This is a genomic window from Lactiplantibacillus pingfangensis (genome assembly GCF_005404945.1).
Classification (GTDB): domain Bacteria; phylum Bacillota; class Bacilli; order Lactobacillales; family Lactobacillaceae; genus Lactiplantibacillus; species Lactiplantibacillus pingfangensis.
This window is the reverse complement of record NZ_BJDG01000040.1, coordinates 1-15,851: the sequence shown is the minus strand read 5'-3', so window position 1 is coordinate 15,851 and position 15,851 is coordinate 1. Positions and strand designations below refer to the sequence as shown.

The window sequence follows — 15,851 nt, the reverse complement described above, 5'->3', positions numbered from 1 at the left end:
CGAACACAGAAGTTAAGCTTCTTAGCGCCGAGAGTAGTTGGGGGATCGCTCCCTGCGAGGGTAGGACGTTGCCATGCAAACGAAGGAATCGATTAACGTCGGTTCCTTTTTTCGTACCATTAGATGCGCAGGTGATTAGCTCATAGTTGGGACACGACTAGCACTATTGTGATAACACGGTGACGTTGAAAAATAGGTGCCTAGGTACTTATTAAGACTAACAACAGCAAAAATGGGAATGAGCCTGTTTTTGTCGTGGTTTGACTAACTTAGTACAAGCTTGAAAAGTGATTGTGAGTGTTGTCGTAACACTGCTTTAGCGGTGAAGACTGTGCCGCTGACAGTTGTTACTGAATGCTTGCCGTGCAGGTGTGTAGAGACAGACACAAAAGCACGGCGCTTTAAAGGTAGGGTGAGCAACTAATTTTTAACCAACTGCTAGAGGCTCAGGATTTTGTCGTATGAAGACTGATGCATGACGCCGCTTTGAAACTGATTAGAATTCACCTGACTTATCGAATTCAATTGAAAGTCAGGCGCTAGTTGTTATATTATTGAAGGAGTAAATGCCGTTTTAGCTCAGCAGGTAGAGCACTTCCATGGTAAGGAAGAGGTCGGCAGTTCAAATCTGCTAAACGGCTTATTGAAGTATCTCATTATTAGAACAACTAAAATAGGACGCCACACGACAGGCTGATGTCATGTGGCGTCCTATTTTAGTGCCAATTATTTTTCTGGGGCTTGAATCACTTGTGTCGTGAAGTCACTAAAGAAATCTAACATGCCTTCAACACGATTGCCACCAAGTTGCTTAATCCAACTGTCAAAGACATTTTGAATAGCGGCGATCAGTTGTTGGTCAATATCTTGGCCCTTGGTCGTCAATAACAAACTTTTTTGACGACGGTCAGCCGGATTAGCAACCTGGTAGATATAATCATACTTCAACAGGACGCTGATCTGACGGGAAATGGCACTACGCGAAACATGATGGTTGTCGGCAATATCCATCAACAGTAAGGGTTGACGGCTGCTACCGATTTCATGCATGATCAAAAAGGCATCAAACGTTAAGTGAAATTGTTTAATTGGTTCGGAGATGTAATCATCCATATAACGTAAGACTGTAGAATAGTACTTCAGAAAATCATCTAACATTTTGGGCGTGTCGTTCATTTTGATCCTCCTATGCATTATCAGTCATTGAAAAAATCAATTGTATCAAATTAATTATAACATCAGTCAATTAATATCTACATAATAATCATAAAACTTATTGACTTTAAATGACAGCGCTTAATGACAGAATCTAAAAAACGACTAACATCTTTTGCGATGCTAGTCGTTTTAGTCACCACTTAAGCAGTTGTCCGATGGCGACGGGCAATTAATGGCAAGATCATACCAAGGGCAACGAAGACGATTGGTGTAATGATATTCAAGGCTAATTGGAACCACCAGCCACTAGGGTTAGTCGCCATGTCAATTTTTGGAACCATTCCTAAGATACATGCGAAGGCCGTGAATAAGAAACACCAGCCCCCAACAATTCTACCAACTAGGGGATTCTTTAAGAACATGTAATCACTCTTGAATTCTTTTAAATGTTTATTCAGCAAGATGTAAGCTAAGAAGACCCAGAGATAACGCATTGGCATAACGACTGAGTTAAGGTTTAGCAACCAGTTGAATAATTCGTTCATGTTACCAATCCCAAGTGCGGGAATGATAATTAAAATGCTGACCAAGATACCAGTCATGATGTAACCATTAACTGGCACATCTTTTTTGTTCATTTTACTTAAGCCTTTAGGGACAAATTCAGGATCGGCGTCACCTAACAAAATTTTTAGTGGGGCATCGATTGAGAAGGCTAGTGCTGAAACTTGCGCTAAGACATTGGCGATAGCATATAAGATCAAGAAGAAATTACCAACGTGATAGAAGGCACCTAAGCGTTGGAAGGCGTAGTAGGCACCGTTAGCCATTAAGTCCTTAGGGATGTCGTTAGAGTTGAACAAGATACCCATGGCAAATGATCCTAACAAGGCACAAACTGCAACCATTCCGGCAAGGATTAACATCCCAAGTGGAAATTCACGACCGGGATTCTTCGTTTTATTAACATACGGTGAAATCTTTTCAGAACCACCAACCGCGAAGACTAACATGGAAACGGTCGTGAAGTAAGCAAAGTCAAATTTTGGTAAATAAGACTTAATCGAAAGCATATCCGGCGTCTGTACCGTCGCTTTAGTCATCAATGGCGCAGAAACGGCCAAGATGATGAACAAGATCGACATGATGAACATCCCGGTCCCGGCAACACTCCCAATCCGTTTCAGGGTCGTTAAGCCCATCGAGGCAATCCAGAGGAAGAATAAGAATAGCACTAAACAAATGGATTGTACGACGAGCGCTGGGGTATTGTTGATGAAGTTACCGTTCCCTTTGAACAACCAACTCAGGGCAATCAGAATCCCTTGTGGTTTTTGTGCTAAGTATGGGACATGGACGATCCAATAAGTCCAAGCGGCATAATAAGCGAGCCGTTTCGTACTCGTTGCACGAATCCAAGATGAAACCCCACCTTCAGCTTCTTTGAAGGTTGAGCCAAGTTGCCCCACAATTAACGTGTACGGGATAAAGTAAATGATCATGATCAAGATCCAAGAAGTGACCACTGATAAGCCTTGTAACGCGAAGTTATTAACAACGTTACCCAAGCCCCAGACGGCCACAAACGCAATTAGCGCGATGTTGGACCAACGTAGCTGTTTTTCGGTTTTCATAAGTTTGCTCCTTTTTTAGTATGAACACGCTTAATTATAAATCGAAGATGGAAGCGTTGACAAATACATTTTTTGAATGTGAGAAAGCGGTAACAGCTTCATTTAATAAATGAGTTTTAGGTGTTAGAATGGCGAAAATTTGCTATTATAGAGGTGGATGCTTGATTAAAGCGAATTTAAGTGGCTAATAAAAGTTGTGGGGAAAGCAGGGATGGGTTTGAAAAGTGTCACAATTGGAACGGAACGGTTAGTAGCAGGAATGCCTAAGATTGGGGTGGTCCTGACTGGCGCGACACGTGAAACGCTTTTAGGACAGGCTGCTCAAGTATTATCGTCTTCCGCGCAAATCGTTGAGTGGCGGTTAACACTTGCAGAAAGTCTGGATAACCGCGCTGAGCTCATCAATACGGCCGTACAATTACGTCAAGTTCTTGGCACGATTCCAGTGATCGCCACCCTCAAACCAGCGGATGAGACGCAGTCAGAGACGATCCAAGATGTAAATAGCTTCTATTTAACACTGGTGAATAATCGGCTGGCGGATGCAATTGAGTTAGATTTAGCTCGGGTGACGCAGCCGCAGTTTATGACGCTAACGAAGCAAATGCGACAACAGAAGATTAAACTGATTTTGAGTCAAACGTACACCACTGATCATCAAGTCGCACAGATTGTGGCCGACTACCAGGCGATGGCGGCTGCGGGTGCAGATATTGCCCGTATTCGGATGCAACCAAAAACCGCGACGGCGTTATTAACGTTAATGACCGCCACGGCTACGGCAGGGACGGAATTAAGTCTGCCTTTGATTCTGACCGCTACGGGGAGTCTCGGACGTTATGGGGCCGCCTGTGGTCAGTTGTTTGGGTCGACGATCGTCTTTGGGCGCGTGGGCCGTGTCGGTGGCATGGGACAACTGCCGGTCAATCAATTAAAGCAAACGCTACAAACTTTAGCGACAACTGAAGGGGCAAACTAATGAAATGGCAATCAATTTGGCGACATACTCGGACAGTTGGACAAACCTTGTTGATTTATTTTTTACTGATTCAAGGCCCGTATGATCTGTGGATTGCGAAAGTCGGGTATCGGCTAGTATCCTATCTCACCACCATTGTCGGTATCACGATCTTGTTCGTCATAGTCGAGTTAAGCTATAACTATTTGCGGCAACACTGGCAAAACCGACACTAATTTGCGACAAAAAAAGATTGGAATCGGCTTCCAATCTCCTGGGCTTAGGATTAATTTCCTAAGCTTTTTTATTTGGCCTGAGCGGCAACTAATTGTTCAACGAAGGCATCAAGATGGGTGATGTCATCACCCTCGGGCGCCAAGTTGACGAAGACATCGTCAGCGGCTTTAGTGGCCCCGGTCTTTTTTAAGGCATTGCTGAAATCGGTGACCGCACGACAATAGTCGTCTTCGTAGAAAGTATCACCGGAACCAGCACAGCCGTATATTTTTCCGGTTAAGTCTAATTCCTGAAGATCATCATAGAAGTCCAGTCCTTCTTCAGGTAAGGCGCCTTCGTCATATGTATAAGGAACGACGACACAAATATCGACGGCTTCAAATTCAGTGGCATCAGCCTGTGAAATTTCTTCTTGGGTCACGTCAACCCCTAGTGCTTCAAACTTTTCGGTAATAATGTCGGCGACATCTTCATTGTTGCCGGTAATGGTTGCAAAAATTACTTTGGCAGTTGCCATATAATTGCCTCACTTTCAAAAATGGTTAACCCGATTATAACAGAATCTTAATCTAAAATTAAGTCGTCCAATCGTTAATCGAAAATGGGCCTTGCGAGCGGTTTCTCACGCGTCCATTCCATGCTATAATTTAACTATTAACGGTCGTTTTAGTACGATTAATGAGAAAATTAAGCCAGTTGGTAGTCCGACCTTAATTTGAGAATGAAAATTGAAATCAACTAGAGGGTATTAAAATGACGAAAGAAAATAAAAAAGCGTCACTTGGAAAACGATTATGGCATGCGATTACGGAGCCGATTCCAGATGACACTGATGAAGATCAGCGTAACGAACAAATTCCATTGGCCTATGAGCTGAAAAAATCCGCAGCACCAACGTCGACCGCACCGTCAACGGCGGCTAAACAGCCAGCTGGCAAGGGCGATATTCAAGCGCCAGCCGCAGCATCACAAGCGACATCTGCGCAATCAACCGTTGCTGTTGGTGAAGGGGACATTCAAGCCCCTTCAGTGGCAACGGAAGCCGTCTCGGCCGAGTCACAAGCTAATTCAGCTGCCGTGACAAGTGGTCAGGCAAAGGCTTCTAATGCGCCAACCACCCGTGCTCAGGCCAAGGCTGCGCGTCAAGCGGCCTCAGCTGCTAAAGCGACAGCCCGTTCGGCGACAAGTCAGGATGTTATTACACCAGCAACGTCTACAGTCAGTGCAGCTGCTTCGACGGTCACCAGCCAAGTTTCTATCGCTGCACGACCGACTAGTGTGGCCAAGACGACTCAACCAGTGATTTCGGTTAGTGCCACGGAGCACGATACAGAAGAAGAGACCCCAGAGTTACCACTTTCACGGGAAGCGCTGTATGGCGACCAACAACCAAATGGCGGGAGCGCTGCACCTCAGAAAACACATCAGACCGTTGATGTTGATCAGCTTTCGCGCGTGGCGCGGCATGGTGAAACTGCCCCCGACAATTTGGACACAGACGAAACTCGCAATAATCCACATTTGAAGAAAAAAGACAAAGGACCCAGTCGACCACACCAGCGACCACAACGACGTAATGGCAAATTAACCGCGATCGGGGTTGGCTTACTCGTGATTGCTGCCTTGGGCGCGATGTTCATGTTCAAGCACGCTAAGACAACCGAAGCCAATGCTAAGGCGGCTGCTGAATCGGCAGTGACGGCCATCTATACCTCGTCGGCACAACAAGATATTCGCAATAGTGCGTCAAAATCAGATTTAACACGACTGCAGACGGCGATTGATGGTATGAAGCAGTCAGACGAGAAGCAGCAGTTACAAGATGAACATGACAACGCGGCTAAAATGGTTGGTGTTCGTGATCGCTATCTTGCTCTGTATAATTCAGCGAACTTGATTAAGGCGAGTGTGACGGTTGCGGATGTGACGGCTGCACAAACGGCATTGAAAAATTCAAGCTTGCGTACAACCAAAACCTTCTTTGCGATGCATTATACCCAGAAATATACGGCAATGAGCAAAATTATTAAGCCCGTTCGCAAGTATGATGCTGAGTATCAAAAGCTTTACACAAGTAAGCATGCGCTAAAGTCTAGCGTGTCCACGTTGGAATTAGACGCGGTGATTAAGAAGCTCAAGCCATACCGTCAACAATCGGCCTTGGCTAAAACGGACTATGAGAAGCTAACGGCCGAACGCAAGGCTTTAGCTAAGAAAGAGCAGTCGGCGGCAACCAGTGCGGCTAATGCGGTCAGCAGCAGTTATAGTGCACCAGCAGAATCGAGCAGTGTTGAGAGTTCCTCATCAAGTGCAACGACTTATTCTAGCGCCACTAGCAGCACGACGACTGGCAATGACACTGGGACGAGCTCAGCCGCCAGTTCTTCAACTTACGGGACAACGAGCGAAAGCAGTTCTGCTACTTATAGTGGCAATACCACGACTGGCACGACGACTGGTAACGGTACGGGTGTTTCCGGGACGACGACTTCAACGACGAATTAACTAAAAGAACTAAAGATTGAAAGTACAAAAGAAAACGTGAATAGGCGACTATCAGCAACGGTCGCATCTAAACTAGACTTGTGGTGAGCGCTCCGTCAGTCAGAAGCGTTGTGCCATGCGGGGCAGTCCCAGCCGGAAGTGAAAGCTGTATTGCTGGTTATTGATATAATCGGGTTTACTCGCAAATCTCAACCTTCAACCTTTAGTAAAAAATTGAGAGCCTGTGATAAAGGTCAATTGCGCCCTAAGCCGCAACTTTGATTGCACGCTTTGATGATAATAATTTTGAGCAGCTAAAGCCGGCCCGATATGTGTGCCGGCTTTTTCTTAAATTTGAATGGAGTGAGTGTTAATGTCAATTGTTCTTATGAGCCAAGCAACGAAACCAGCACAATTGCAACAATTAATTGCGGATTATCCCGCTTGGTCCTTTAAAACGCCGGCGACTTTAACCGCCGCGGATTATGATCAAGTGGTGGTAATGTATGGTAATCACCCATTATTAAAACAATTTTTAGCCAGCCCAACGTCGCAATTAAAATTTTTACAGGTCATCTCAGCTGGGGTAGATTATTTACCACTAGCGGCTTTGAAACAAGCCGGCGTGTTAGTCGCTAATACTAGCGGCATTCACGCGGATGCTATCAGCGAGTCCGTGTTAGCGGCAATGTTAACGATCGTTCGTGGGTATCATGCCGCCTGGATTAATCAGACGGGTGACCAGCAATGGTCCTTGCCACAGTTAACGACCACGTTGACGGGACAACAACTTTTGATTTACGGTACCGGTGAAATTGGTCAAGCCACGGCCGCCAAAGCACAAGCATTTAGCATGCAGGTCGTTGGGGTGAATACTACCGGCCATCCCGCGCCACACTTTGACAAGACGGTGGCTTTGGATGCTACGGCCGAGGTTTTAAAAACGGCGAAGTTTATCGTCAACGCCTTGCCATTAACCCCAACGACGCATCATTTATTTGACCATCAGTGTTTTGATCAAGTGGCCCAACAGCCGATGTTTATCAATATTGGTCGTGGGCCAGCGGTTAATACGGCTGATTTAGTCGCCGCTTTAGACGCGCATCAATTAAGCTGGGCGGCCTTGGACGTGACTGAGCCCGAACCACTAACCGCTACGGACCCACTCTGGCAACGACCAGATGTCCTCATCACGCCACATGTTTCTGGTCAAATTGCCCATTTCCGTGAGACAGTTTTTCCAATTTTTGCGGCAAACTTTAACCAATTCGTGAAAAATGGGGATTTGGCACGCAACCAAGTCGATTTAGGTCGCGGCTATTAACCGCTGCCATGTCAATGATTAGGGCATGAAGATTAGTTGACATGGCCGCTTCCAGTCGCCACTGATAACATGCGGCCGTGGGACCGGGCCAAGCCAGGGACGTCTTGGCCCTCGCCCGGAACTCTTGCACAAATCGCAAGTGTCCCGGACCGTCCGTGGCGTAACGCCGGCAAAAAACATGCCGACCCAACGCCACCTTCACGACCGATGCCATCAGCGGCGACTTCCAGCTAATTCAACTGTTTTTAGGCCAGGTTTAGTGGAGGCATGTCGGAGCGGGATGACCACTAATTTGGAAGTGCTTGTTTCCTATATGACAGTGTTTACGAGTCCCTTTGTCCTTTCAACCTTCTGAAAAGTAACCTAAAGATTGAAAGGTGAATAGTGGCTATCAATCCTAATTTAACAAGGTTTATAAGTTGAAATATTAGTCACGGACAGTCAATAGAAGCGCTCAAGAGAGTTCAAAACATTGCTACCTGGCGCCATTCTTCTTAAGACTCAAATCAACTGTTTTTAAATCTTTTATCCTAATAACCATTAGCGACGCCTGGAAGCGAGAACATTGACTTCTTTTCATTACCAATGTACTGGTACTATTGTATTTATTAGTATTTTTCGTCTTTCAACCTTCAAAAAGCAACACTAAAAAGCCAATAAAGTAGGTGATTTTCCCCACTTTACTGGCTTTTTTGACGAGCTATAGTGGCACAACGTAACTGTTATTAGTTAATGCGGCTCATGGAAATCTTCAGCGGCACGTTCGTTGTGGCGTTGCCCAATCGCTAAGATGAACACCGTGCTAATAATTAGCAGACTGCCAAAAATATCGAGCCATTCAAAATTAACACCCAGCAGGATGACCGCAATGACCGTTGCGGATAAGGGTTCAAACGCATCCAGCAGACTGACAACGGTTGGCCGAATGTACTTGAGACTTTCTAAGAAAAATAGGAAAGCCAATAAAGTACCAAACAAGACGACAAAGGCGAGTTTGCTAATATTGCCAACGGTCAAGGGCAGTTGGATGCTCCAGAAAGGCTGGACGATATTGAATAAGATCCCGCCGAGTAACATTGACCAAGTGTTGACGGTCATGGTGCTGTATTTTGTCAGCAGTTTGGTTGGCATTAAGGTGTTGGTGGCGGAAGTCACACCTGACAAGAGTCCCCAGATCAACGCCCAGACGGAGATCACCAGCGTCGCCGGGTTGCCGTGGGTGACTAATAGAAATGATCCCGCGACTGCTAGGATAATGGCGATGCCTTCTGAACGTGTCGGCCATTGCTGATGGGCAACCACGAGCCAAATGGCAATGAATACCGGTCCAATAAATTGTAAAATCGTGGCGGTCGCGGCATTGCTAGCTTCGACGGCCAAAAAATAAGTAAACTGGACAGGCATCAAGCCTAATAGTGTATAGCCAGCAACTTGGGCTAAATCCGCCGGGTGATGCCAAATCGACCACAGATCAACCTTAGTCACCAAACTAATTAAGAGTAAGCCCACGCCAGCACCGAGCATCCGAATCCCGGTCAACCAAATTGAGTTAATATTTGTTGTATCGAAGAGTGTTTGGGCAATTGCCCCAGAAACACCCCAAAATGTCGCACTGACACTTGCGAGCACGATGCCTTTAACTTCGTGCGTCGTTTCCATTTGATCGCCTCCCGATAAAATCATTTAAGTTCTATTGTAACTGATTTTACCGGGAAAATGGTAAGTTAACTGCTAAGCTAGTGCTGCGTTCGGTTCAACAACGGTGGTTGCCGCCGCTTGTCGGGTAGTTTCCGCCAAATGAACGAGGTGCGTCAAGAAGGCGTGGGTCTTCGCCTGATAGTGATATTTTTGACCAAGGTTAACGAGATAGCCATTGATGTAGTCCACCTCGGTTGGACGATTATGCGACATATCTTGATACATTGACGGGTAGTGAAGTGGATTAGCGACCTTGCTGACATAATTGACGGAAGCCAATTCCTCGGCACGCGTGTTCAGCATCGTCACGCCATCACGTTCACAGACATCGTAGGCCTCGTTGATGAGTTGTTTACTGAGTTCGTCGGCGCCCGGATAAGCCGCGTATTCGCCCATCGTGATTTCAAAAAGCGTGCAGAGGGTGTTGACGACGGAATTAAAAACGACTTTAGCCAAGAGGGTGCCTCGGAAGTTAGTGGTCAAATTTGGATTGAATTGACATTTTTCTAATTCTGCGACCACCCGATGTGTCATGTCATCTGGTTTTTCCGTATAATTCGCTAAGTTCATCGTGCCGGCACCGCGTGCGCCAATGAAGTCGACATCGCCAGGGCCATTTAGGACGGTTGCCACCAAAGCGGTACCGGCTAGCAGTTTGGCTGGCTTGAAATAAGCAAGTAATTTTTCGACATGTCCCATCCCATTCATGCACGTCATGACGTACTGTTGGTCATTGAAAGCATGAGCCGTTCGTTTGAGAAAATCAGCTAATTGCATCTGCTTGGTGAAGACGACCCAGACATCTGGATTGCCATGATAATCTTCTGGATAATAGACTTTGACCGGAACTAAGTGCCGATCTTGATGGTCACGGGAAACGTAGACGCCACCTTGTTGGTGCATCTTTTCGACGTTTGGACGCCACGTATCCACGAAATCAACCTGATTGCCTGCTTCTTGTAGTAAAACACCGTAACGTAACCCCATGGCGCCTGCGCCGAGTACTGTAAATTTCATATGTATGACCATCCTTTGAAAGAAATTGATTAAATTTGATGAAAAAAAGCGCTCGACAGACTTTTGCTAGTCTGCCGGGCGCTAAAAGCGTGATACCACCGGATTTCGTCAACAACTCGCATTGCTGACCTCAAACGTACCCAATTGTTGCGATACGTGGCACGATAATGGGTGCAACCAGTGAAGGTTATGACGATTAGGGTTGGCCTTCACGCTCACAGTCGATGTTCAACTCGGGTTGGCTGGTCTGCTTACACTATCTCAGACTCGCTTAGCGGTCGTGCCGAGTTTACTAAACTGCTCATCACTTTTTCTCATCAAATATTAATTGTGCTTTAATTTACACGTAATTGTGTGACCTGTCAACGGGCAACCTTAATTTGTTCAGAATCTTTCGCTTAAAGCGGTATTTTTAAGTGCCAAATGCTTGGTTGGCTTAAGATTCTTTTGCAAAGCTGTAATGGCGGTTTTTGTGGCGCGAGATGACGTGTTGCCATGATTTTTGAAAGCGATTTCCATTATAGGCATGAATAGCGTACAATTGGTAGTGTAAAAATGCGGGAGGAAAAGCTTATGCCAAAATATCTAGTCTTTATGGACATTGACGGGACTTTGTTGACGGACCATCAATATGTTACTGAACACACGAAGGCTACCATTGAACGGTTGCAGAAACAAGATGTGATGTTCTACATTGCCACGGGGCGGATGTATGAACTCGCCAAGATCGTGCGTAACAAAATTAATGCGGATGTGCATTTAGTCACCTCGAATGGGGCCGTCTTTGATGGCGCCGAGGGTCGTGAAATCACGAAATTGGGTGGTGCCGCAGTCGAGTTAGCCTATCTCATTGCCCGTCGTGATAATTTGCCGATGATGTTATTTACACCTGAGATGGCGTATTATACGGAACAGATTCCACGGTTTGTCGCGCGGAACGCAGCCAATTTTGATGCGGATGAAACCTCGATTGGCTATGCCGAGGTCGAAAGTTTTACGCAGTTGGCAAAAATCGAAGATCAGATTACGAATGGGGTAATTTTAAGCCGTGAGGATATGTCACGCTTAGATTCTGCCCGTGAAAAGTTAACTAATAGTAAGTTATTGCGGCTTTCATCATCGAATCCAAACAATATTGAAATGATACCGCTTAACACGGATAAAGGCACTGCCGTCAAACAAATTCAACGTGAACAACAAGTGGATGCCGCGCATACGTTTGTGTTTGGCGATGGCTTAAATGATGTCGGGATGATGGCTGAGGCCAAGTATTCAGTCGCAATGGGTAATGCGTTGCCCCAAGTTAAATCAATTGCGAATTATGTGACTGAAACGAACTATAATGATGGTTTGGCTAAGTTTTTGGATCGCTATTTTGAAAAACACCCTTTGTAAGCTAAAAAAACTTCACGCAATTGTGAAGTTTTTTTGTACGATTGAAAGAGGAGCCTCGTGAGGTTGCAAGACCGAAATTCTTTCAGAAACCGCTAGTGTCTCGGGTCGTGGCGGGATAAAAGCGCTGCTGTCATTTCATTTGGGCAGCATCTTTGTTAGTAAACTCAACTAAGGCGGTTTTCTAGGCAAACTGGCTTTAATTATTAAAAATTCGTTATTAGCGAGGGTCGGTTGATTGACTTTTCAGCGAGATTTGGCAAACTTAGAGTGAATGTGTTTTTAGGAAGTGACTTTTTTGAAAATTGAAATTTTACCAAGTAATACGGCCATACCACTAGCCATTTTGTCGGTGACTGGTTTGGATAATCGTGAATTAAATCCAGCGATTGAAAAGCAATTGGCCTTACGCGACTTAAAGCCGGCGAAACCTCAAAGTGCGTTAGCTGATTTATTAGTTCTAATCGGCGACCGCCACCACGTCCAGATGCAAGCCTGGGATATGGCTGTGCTGCCCGAGGGGACGGTCCAAGTCCAAGCGTTACGCAATCAGCCGGTAACCTTATTGATTGAGCAACAACCACGTTTAGCAGCTGAGTTAGACGGCAAGAGCAGTCAGGTGCTAGTGGTCATTGGTGACGCACAGGCAGATGAGGCAACGGTGCATGCGACCGGGCAAGAACTACAACGAAAAATAAAAGCCTTCTTTGGGCGACAAGCGCGGCTCCAATTTCGAACCGGCTCAACTGAGACCCAAGACCTGAATACGACTAGGTCCGTTTCTTAGGGGTTACGTTAATGTTGATCAGTTTAAACTGACGATCGTGATAATCGACTTGCGTCACACTCGTATTCTTTAACAGGCGAGCCGGTAAGTCATGTGGGCTCAGTTGATAAAGAAAGGCGCTGAGAACTAGTCCATGAGAAACGATGAGCACGTTGCGGTCTTCACCTGGTTGTTGTGATTCAAACAGACTGATGCGGCGCAGCGTCCGATTAATGCGATCGGTGACGCCAACCAAGGTTTCAGCCGCCCGAGTTTTGTCTAATGAATTGAAGACCCAGAGCAAAGTGGCAAAGCGTTCTCGACTCAAGATGAGTTTTGCAAAAGTCCCAGGGCCAAGCTGTTTGCGGACTTGATTGACGATCCAAGTGTTTTTAGTCCCTTCGAGACCACCAAAGTTAAATTCGCGTAAGCCGACGTCAATCGTCGGCTTTTTTAGTTCGGGATGCAAGGCAGTGATAATCCGTGCCGTTTGTTGGGCACGACCGAGATCGCTAATGTAAGCGGAATCAAAATGAACGTCAGCTAACATCCGCGCCAACCGTTGTGCCGAGCGGACCCCCTTAGTGGTCAAGGTAGAATCATAGATGCACTGTAAGCGGTTAGCAGCATTGAGTTCCGTTTGACCGTGGCGGACAAGGTAGAGATGAATTGTAGCCATTTGAAGGCCCCCTTTAGATGAATGATTATAGTTCAATTGTACGGCGGTTAAGCGCTGTCGACAAGCTTTTTAATTAACGGTAGTGACGGTTATTTTTGCCGTCAGCGGCCGATAGTGGCTTGTCTAGACCAATTGGTTAATTGACGAAATTGTTTTAAGATTAGTAATTAAACAATCAAAATAATTATAATGAAAATCGAATGAAAACCATAGGAAATAGATTTGACTTGCACGATTTAGTTTGGTACGATTCTTCTTGTAAGATTTGCGCGAATCTGAAAAAATATCAAATTAAACAGGGGATTATTTCATGCAAAAAACAAGCAAACAACTATTAGTATTAGCTGCGATTTTAAGTTTAGGAACTATTATGAGTACAATGCCGGTAAACGCGGCAGTCTCAAAGCCATCGGTAGAAAAGCCTGGCGCCGGCAACACATTGGGAGATAACGGGACGTCGAATCAAAAGACCGATGTTGAAGTGTCATTAGAGAAGTCAGAAGGGCGTATTAAATTGACTGAAGCGCCCAAGATTGGGTTTAAGAGTATCAAGATGAATGCTGGGACGATGCGTTTAACAGCAGATTCAATTGCTGGCAAATTGCGGATTCTTAATCCTGGGCTTGAAGATGGGTACATGGTATCAGCTTCAGTAGCTAAGTTTATCGATAAAAAGAGCATCGGTGTTTCTGAGGCGCCAGAACGCTTAAAAGGGGCGGCAATTACGATCCAGGCCGGTCAAGTTGCGGCCGAAGATGCAGCCAATCAATCGAAAGTGCCGACTGCTTCTGACACAGTAACCTTAAATCGAAACAATACGCCAATGTTGATGGCAAAGAAGGGCGAAGGACTTGGGATTTTTAAAGTGACCTATAATAACATTTCCTTAGATATTCCTGATGGGAGTAAGCCCGGAACGTATGCGACGGCGATTACTTGGACCTTATCAGATACACCTAAGGCTGAGTAGGACTGTTTTCAAAGGAAGGATTGAGTTCAATGGGGCATTTTTGCCGCCGGCTTTTATTGGGGCTAGTCGTTGGACAATGTTTGAGCTGGAATGTGAGCCAAGCAGTGGTGGTCAGTACTGACACGTCAACGAGCGCTAGTGTTGAGCAAGCCGACAATCGCGAGACTGCGTCAAGTACAAGTCAGTCAGCAACTGCGGCATCAAGTACAGCAGCAATGACCGATGCGACCGAGTCCTCAGCCGCTGAAGCAGATAAAGACCAAGCTGATTCGACTCAAGAGGCAGCACGTGCAATTATGTTTAAGGAAGCCGTGGTGGCAACCGACTCCTATGGTCATGAGCTCAGTAATGGCAAAACGGTTTATAGTGGTGAGACGGTTAAATATCAATTTAGAGTTGATTGGCAGACGGACAGTGCGGCGATTAAGGAACTTAGATTTCAATTTTCATCGCCTAATTATGTCAAATTTAAAAGTGCCAAAGTGACACAGGCCAATGGTGACACAAGTCAACTATCAGTTAAATCACAAAAGATTGAGGCAACCTTGCCAGGTGAACTGAATGCGGACAATTCGTGGTTGACGATTACCGTCATGGCAGCTACTAAGCACGGCGCGGAGACGACCTTACTGACTGAAGGTGGGGAGGCGTCGGTTGCGCATGGTTGGTGGTTACGTCATCAGATTGACTTACCAACTTTTATGATTATTGGCTTAAATCCATTGGAAGCGGCCTTGGAACAACACACGTATCACTTGCCTCAAAATGAGCCATTAGTTATTAAAGGCAAGTTTTGGCGCGAAAGTGGGTTGCAAACGAAGCAGCTTAAAGTCTGGCTCATGAAGGATGACCATGAGATGGCCAAGTTTTTCTTGGACCCAGTGACCGCCGCCAATGGCTTTGAACAGACGCTTGATAACTTAGACTTACCAGTTGGTCGGCATGAGCTGTACTTGCATGCTAAAGACACACATAATCTAAAGATTCATCCAATCAAGTTAACGGTCACGGTTCAAGGTGAGTTAAGCTTTGCGGAAGTCGCGCCGCAAGCAAAATTTTGTCCGACAACCGTGACGGGGACGCAACAAGCTGTCACCAGACATGATGACTGGCGGCTAAAGGTTCGTGACACCCGTGATGAGGATCAGTCTTGGCGTTTGATGGCCACTGCGACCAAACTAGTGGATGCCGAAAATCGGCCACTTGCCGGCGACCTGATTTATCACAGTAATGGTCAGCGGGTAACCTTATCAGCGCGTCCGCAGTTGTTGGCGACGCGGCAAGCTAATCTTGAACAACCGATTCATGATGTGGTCAACGGTTGGTCAGCTGATCAAGGAATCTTGTTAGAGACGCGTGCTGACGCGGTGCCCGGCAACTATTACGGCACAATTACTTGGCAGTTGGAAGATGTGCCAAATAGCCAATAAAAAAATCGCAACGCCTAATCTGATTAGGGTGAAGTGAACCCTTAAAATTGGACAAATTGTTAAGCTGCTTTTTGAACGGCGAGTTCTCGGTATTTTACCGGGGG

General features: G+C 45.9%; 14 protein-coding genes and 1 tRNA gene. 9 read left to right on the top strand and 6 right to left on the bottom strand.

The annotated features are described in order from the left end of the window. The first annotated feature begins 568 nt into the window (after nucleotides 1–568). Nucleotides 569–641, top strand: a tRNA-Thr gene (locus FFM74_RS12905). Nucleotides 642–726: 85 nt separating this feature from the next. On the opposite strand, the gene FFM74_RS12900 is transcribed toward FFM74_RS12905, so the two are convergent. Both FFM74_RS12900 and FFM74_RS12895 read right to left on the bottom strand, forming a co-directional pair. Next, nucleotides 727–1,176: a MarR family winged helix-turn-helix transcriptional regulator gene (locus tag FFM74_RS12900; protein ID WP_223877247.1), complete on the bottom strand. Its 450-nt coding sequence runs from the start codon at nucleotides 1,174–1,176 to the stop codon at nucleotides 727–729. Nucleotides 1,177–1,358: 182 nt separating this feature from the next. Further along, nucleotides 1,359–2,792: an amino acid permease gene (locus FFM74_RS12895; protein ID WP_137627040.1), complete on the bottom strand. Its 1,434-nt coding sequence runs from the start codon at nucleotides 2,790–2,792 to the stop codon at nucleotides 1,359–1,361. Nucleotides 2,793–3,003: 211 nt separating this feature from the next. Between FFM74_RS12895 and FFM74_RS12890 the strand changes: the two genes are divergently transcribed. Together FFM74_RS12890 and FFM74_RS12885 are read left to right on the top strand one after the other, a co-directional pair. Then, nucleotides 3,004–3,771 (top strand): type I 3-dehydroquinate dehydratase, encoded by a 768-nt coding sequence (locus FFM74_RS12890; protein WP_223877246.1) that lies wholly within the window; start codon nucleotides 3,004–3,006, stop codon nucleotides 3,769–3,771. Continuing rightward, a complete protein-coding gene (locus FFM74_RS12885; RefSeq protein WP_137627038.1) occupies nucleotides 3,771–3,986 on the top strand; it encodes a hypothetical protein in 216 nt (71 codons plus the stop codon). Before FFM74_RS12890 ends, FFM74_RS12885 begins: the two co-directional genes overlap by 1 nt. Nucleotides 3,987–4,054: 68 nt before the next feature. On the opposite strand, the gene FFM74_RS12880 is transcribed toward FFM74_RS12885, so the two are convergent. After that, complete coding sequence (locus FFM74_RS12880) at nucleotides 4,055–4,504, bottom strand: flavodoxin (protein ID WP_137627037.1); 450 nt, start codon at nucleotides 4,502–4,504, stop codon at nucleotides 4,055–4,057. Between the two features lie 236 nt (nucleotides 4,505–4,740). Between FFM74_RS12880 and FFM74_RS12875 the strand changes: the two genes are divergently transcribed. Both FFM74_RS12875 and FFM74_RS12870 read left to right on the top strand, forming a co-directional pair. Continuing rightward, complete coding sequence (locus tag FFM74_RS12875; RefSeq protein WP_137627036.1) at nucleotides 4,741–6,492, top strand: hypothetical protein; 1,752 nt, start codon at nucleotides 4,741–4,743, stop codon at nucleotides 6,490–6,492. Between the two features lie 352 nt (nucleotides 6,493–6,844). Beyond that, entirely contained in the window at nucleotides 6,845–7,795 is a 951-nt protein-coding gene (locus FFM74_RS12870; RefSeq protein ID WP_137627035.1) for a phosphoglycerate dehydrogenase, read from the top strand. A gap of 729 nt (nucleotides 7,796–8,524) precedes the next feature. Here the strand turns inward: FFM74_RS12870 and FFM74_RS12865 are convergent. After that, on the bottom strand, nucleotides 8,525–9,454 hold the full coding sequence (locus FFM74_RS12865; RefSeq protein WP_137627034.1) for a DMT family transporter: 930 nt from the start codon (nucleotides 9,452–9,454) through the stop codon (nucleotides 8,525–8,527). Nucleotides 9,455–9,526: 72 nt separating this feature from the next. Next, on the bottom strand, nucleotides 9,527–10,510 hold the full coding sequence (locus FFM74_RS12860) for a ketopantoate reductase family protein (RefSeq protein WP_137627033.1): 984 nt from the start codon (nucleotides 10,508–10,510) through the stop codon (nucleotides 9,527–9,529). 573 nt (nucleotides 10,511–11,083) lie between these two features. On the opposite strand from FFM74_RS12860, the gene FFM74_RS12855 reads away from it, so the two are divergent. Beyond that, the gene (locus FFM74_RS12855; protein ID WP_137627032.1) at nucleotides 11,084–11,905 is read left to right on the top strand and encodes an HAD family hydrolase; all 822 of its coding nucleotides are present in this window, start codon (nucleotides 11,084–11,086) and stop codon (nucleotides 11,903–11,905) included. A 295-nt stretch (nucleotides 11,906–12,200) separates the two neighbouring features. Beyond that, on the top strand, nucleotides 12,201–12,689 hold the full coding sequence (locus FFM74_RS12850) for a hypothetical protein (RefSeq protein WP_137627031.1): 489 nt from the start codon (nucleotides 12,201–12,203) through the stop codon (nucleotides 12,687–12,689). Here FFM74_RS12850 and FFM74_RS12845 read toward each other — a convergent pair. After that, on the bottom strand, nucleotides 12,673–13,347 hold the full coding sequence (locus FFM74_RS12845) for a histidine phosphatase family protein (RefSeq protein WP_137627030.1): 675 nt from the start codon (nucleotides 13,345–13,347) through the stop codon (nucleotides 12,673–12,675). The genes FFM74_RS12850 and FFM74_RS12845 overlap by 17 nt on opposite strands. A gap of 310 nt (nucleotides 13,348–13,657) precedes the next feature. Here FFM74_RS12845 and FFM74_RS12840 point away from each other — a divergent pair, with 310 nt between their 5' ends. Continuing rightward, entirely contained in the window at nucleotides 13,658–14,317 is a 660-nt protein-coding gene (locus tag FFM74_RS12840; RefSeq protein WP_137627029.1) for a WxL domain-containing protein, read from the top strand. 92 nt (nucleotides 14,318–14,409) lie between these two features. Continuing rightward, on the top strand, nucleotides 14,410–15,747 hold the full coding sequence (locus FFM74_RS12835) for a hypothetical protein (protein WP_223877245.1): 1,338 nt from the start codon (nucleotides 14,410–14,412) through the stop codon (nucleotides 15,745–15,747). Nucleotides 15,748–15,851: the final 104 nt, after the last annotated feature.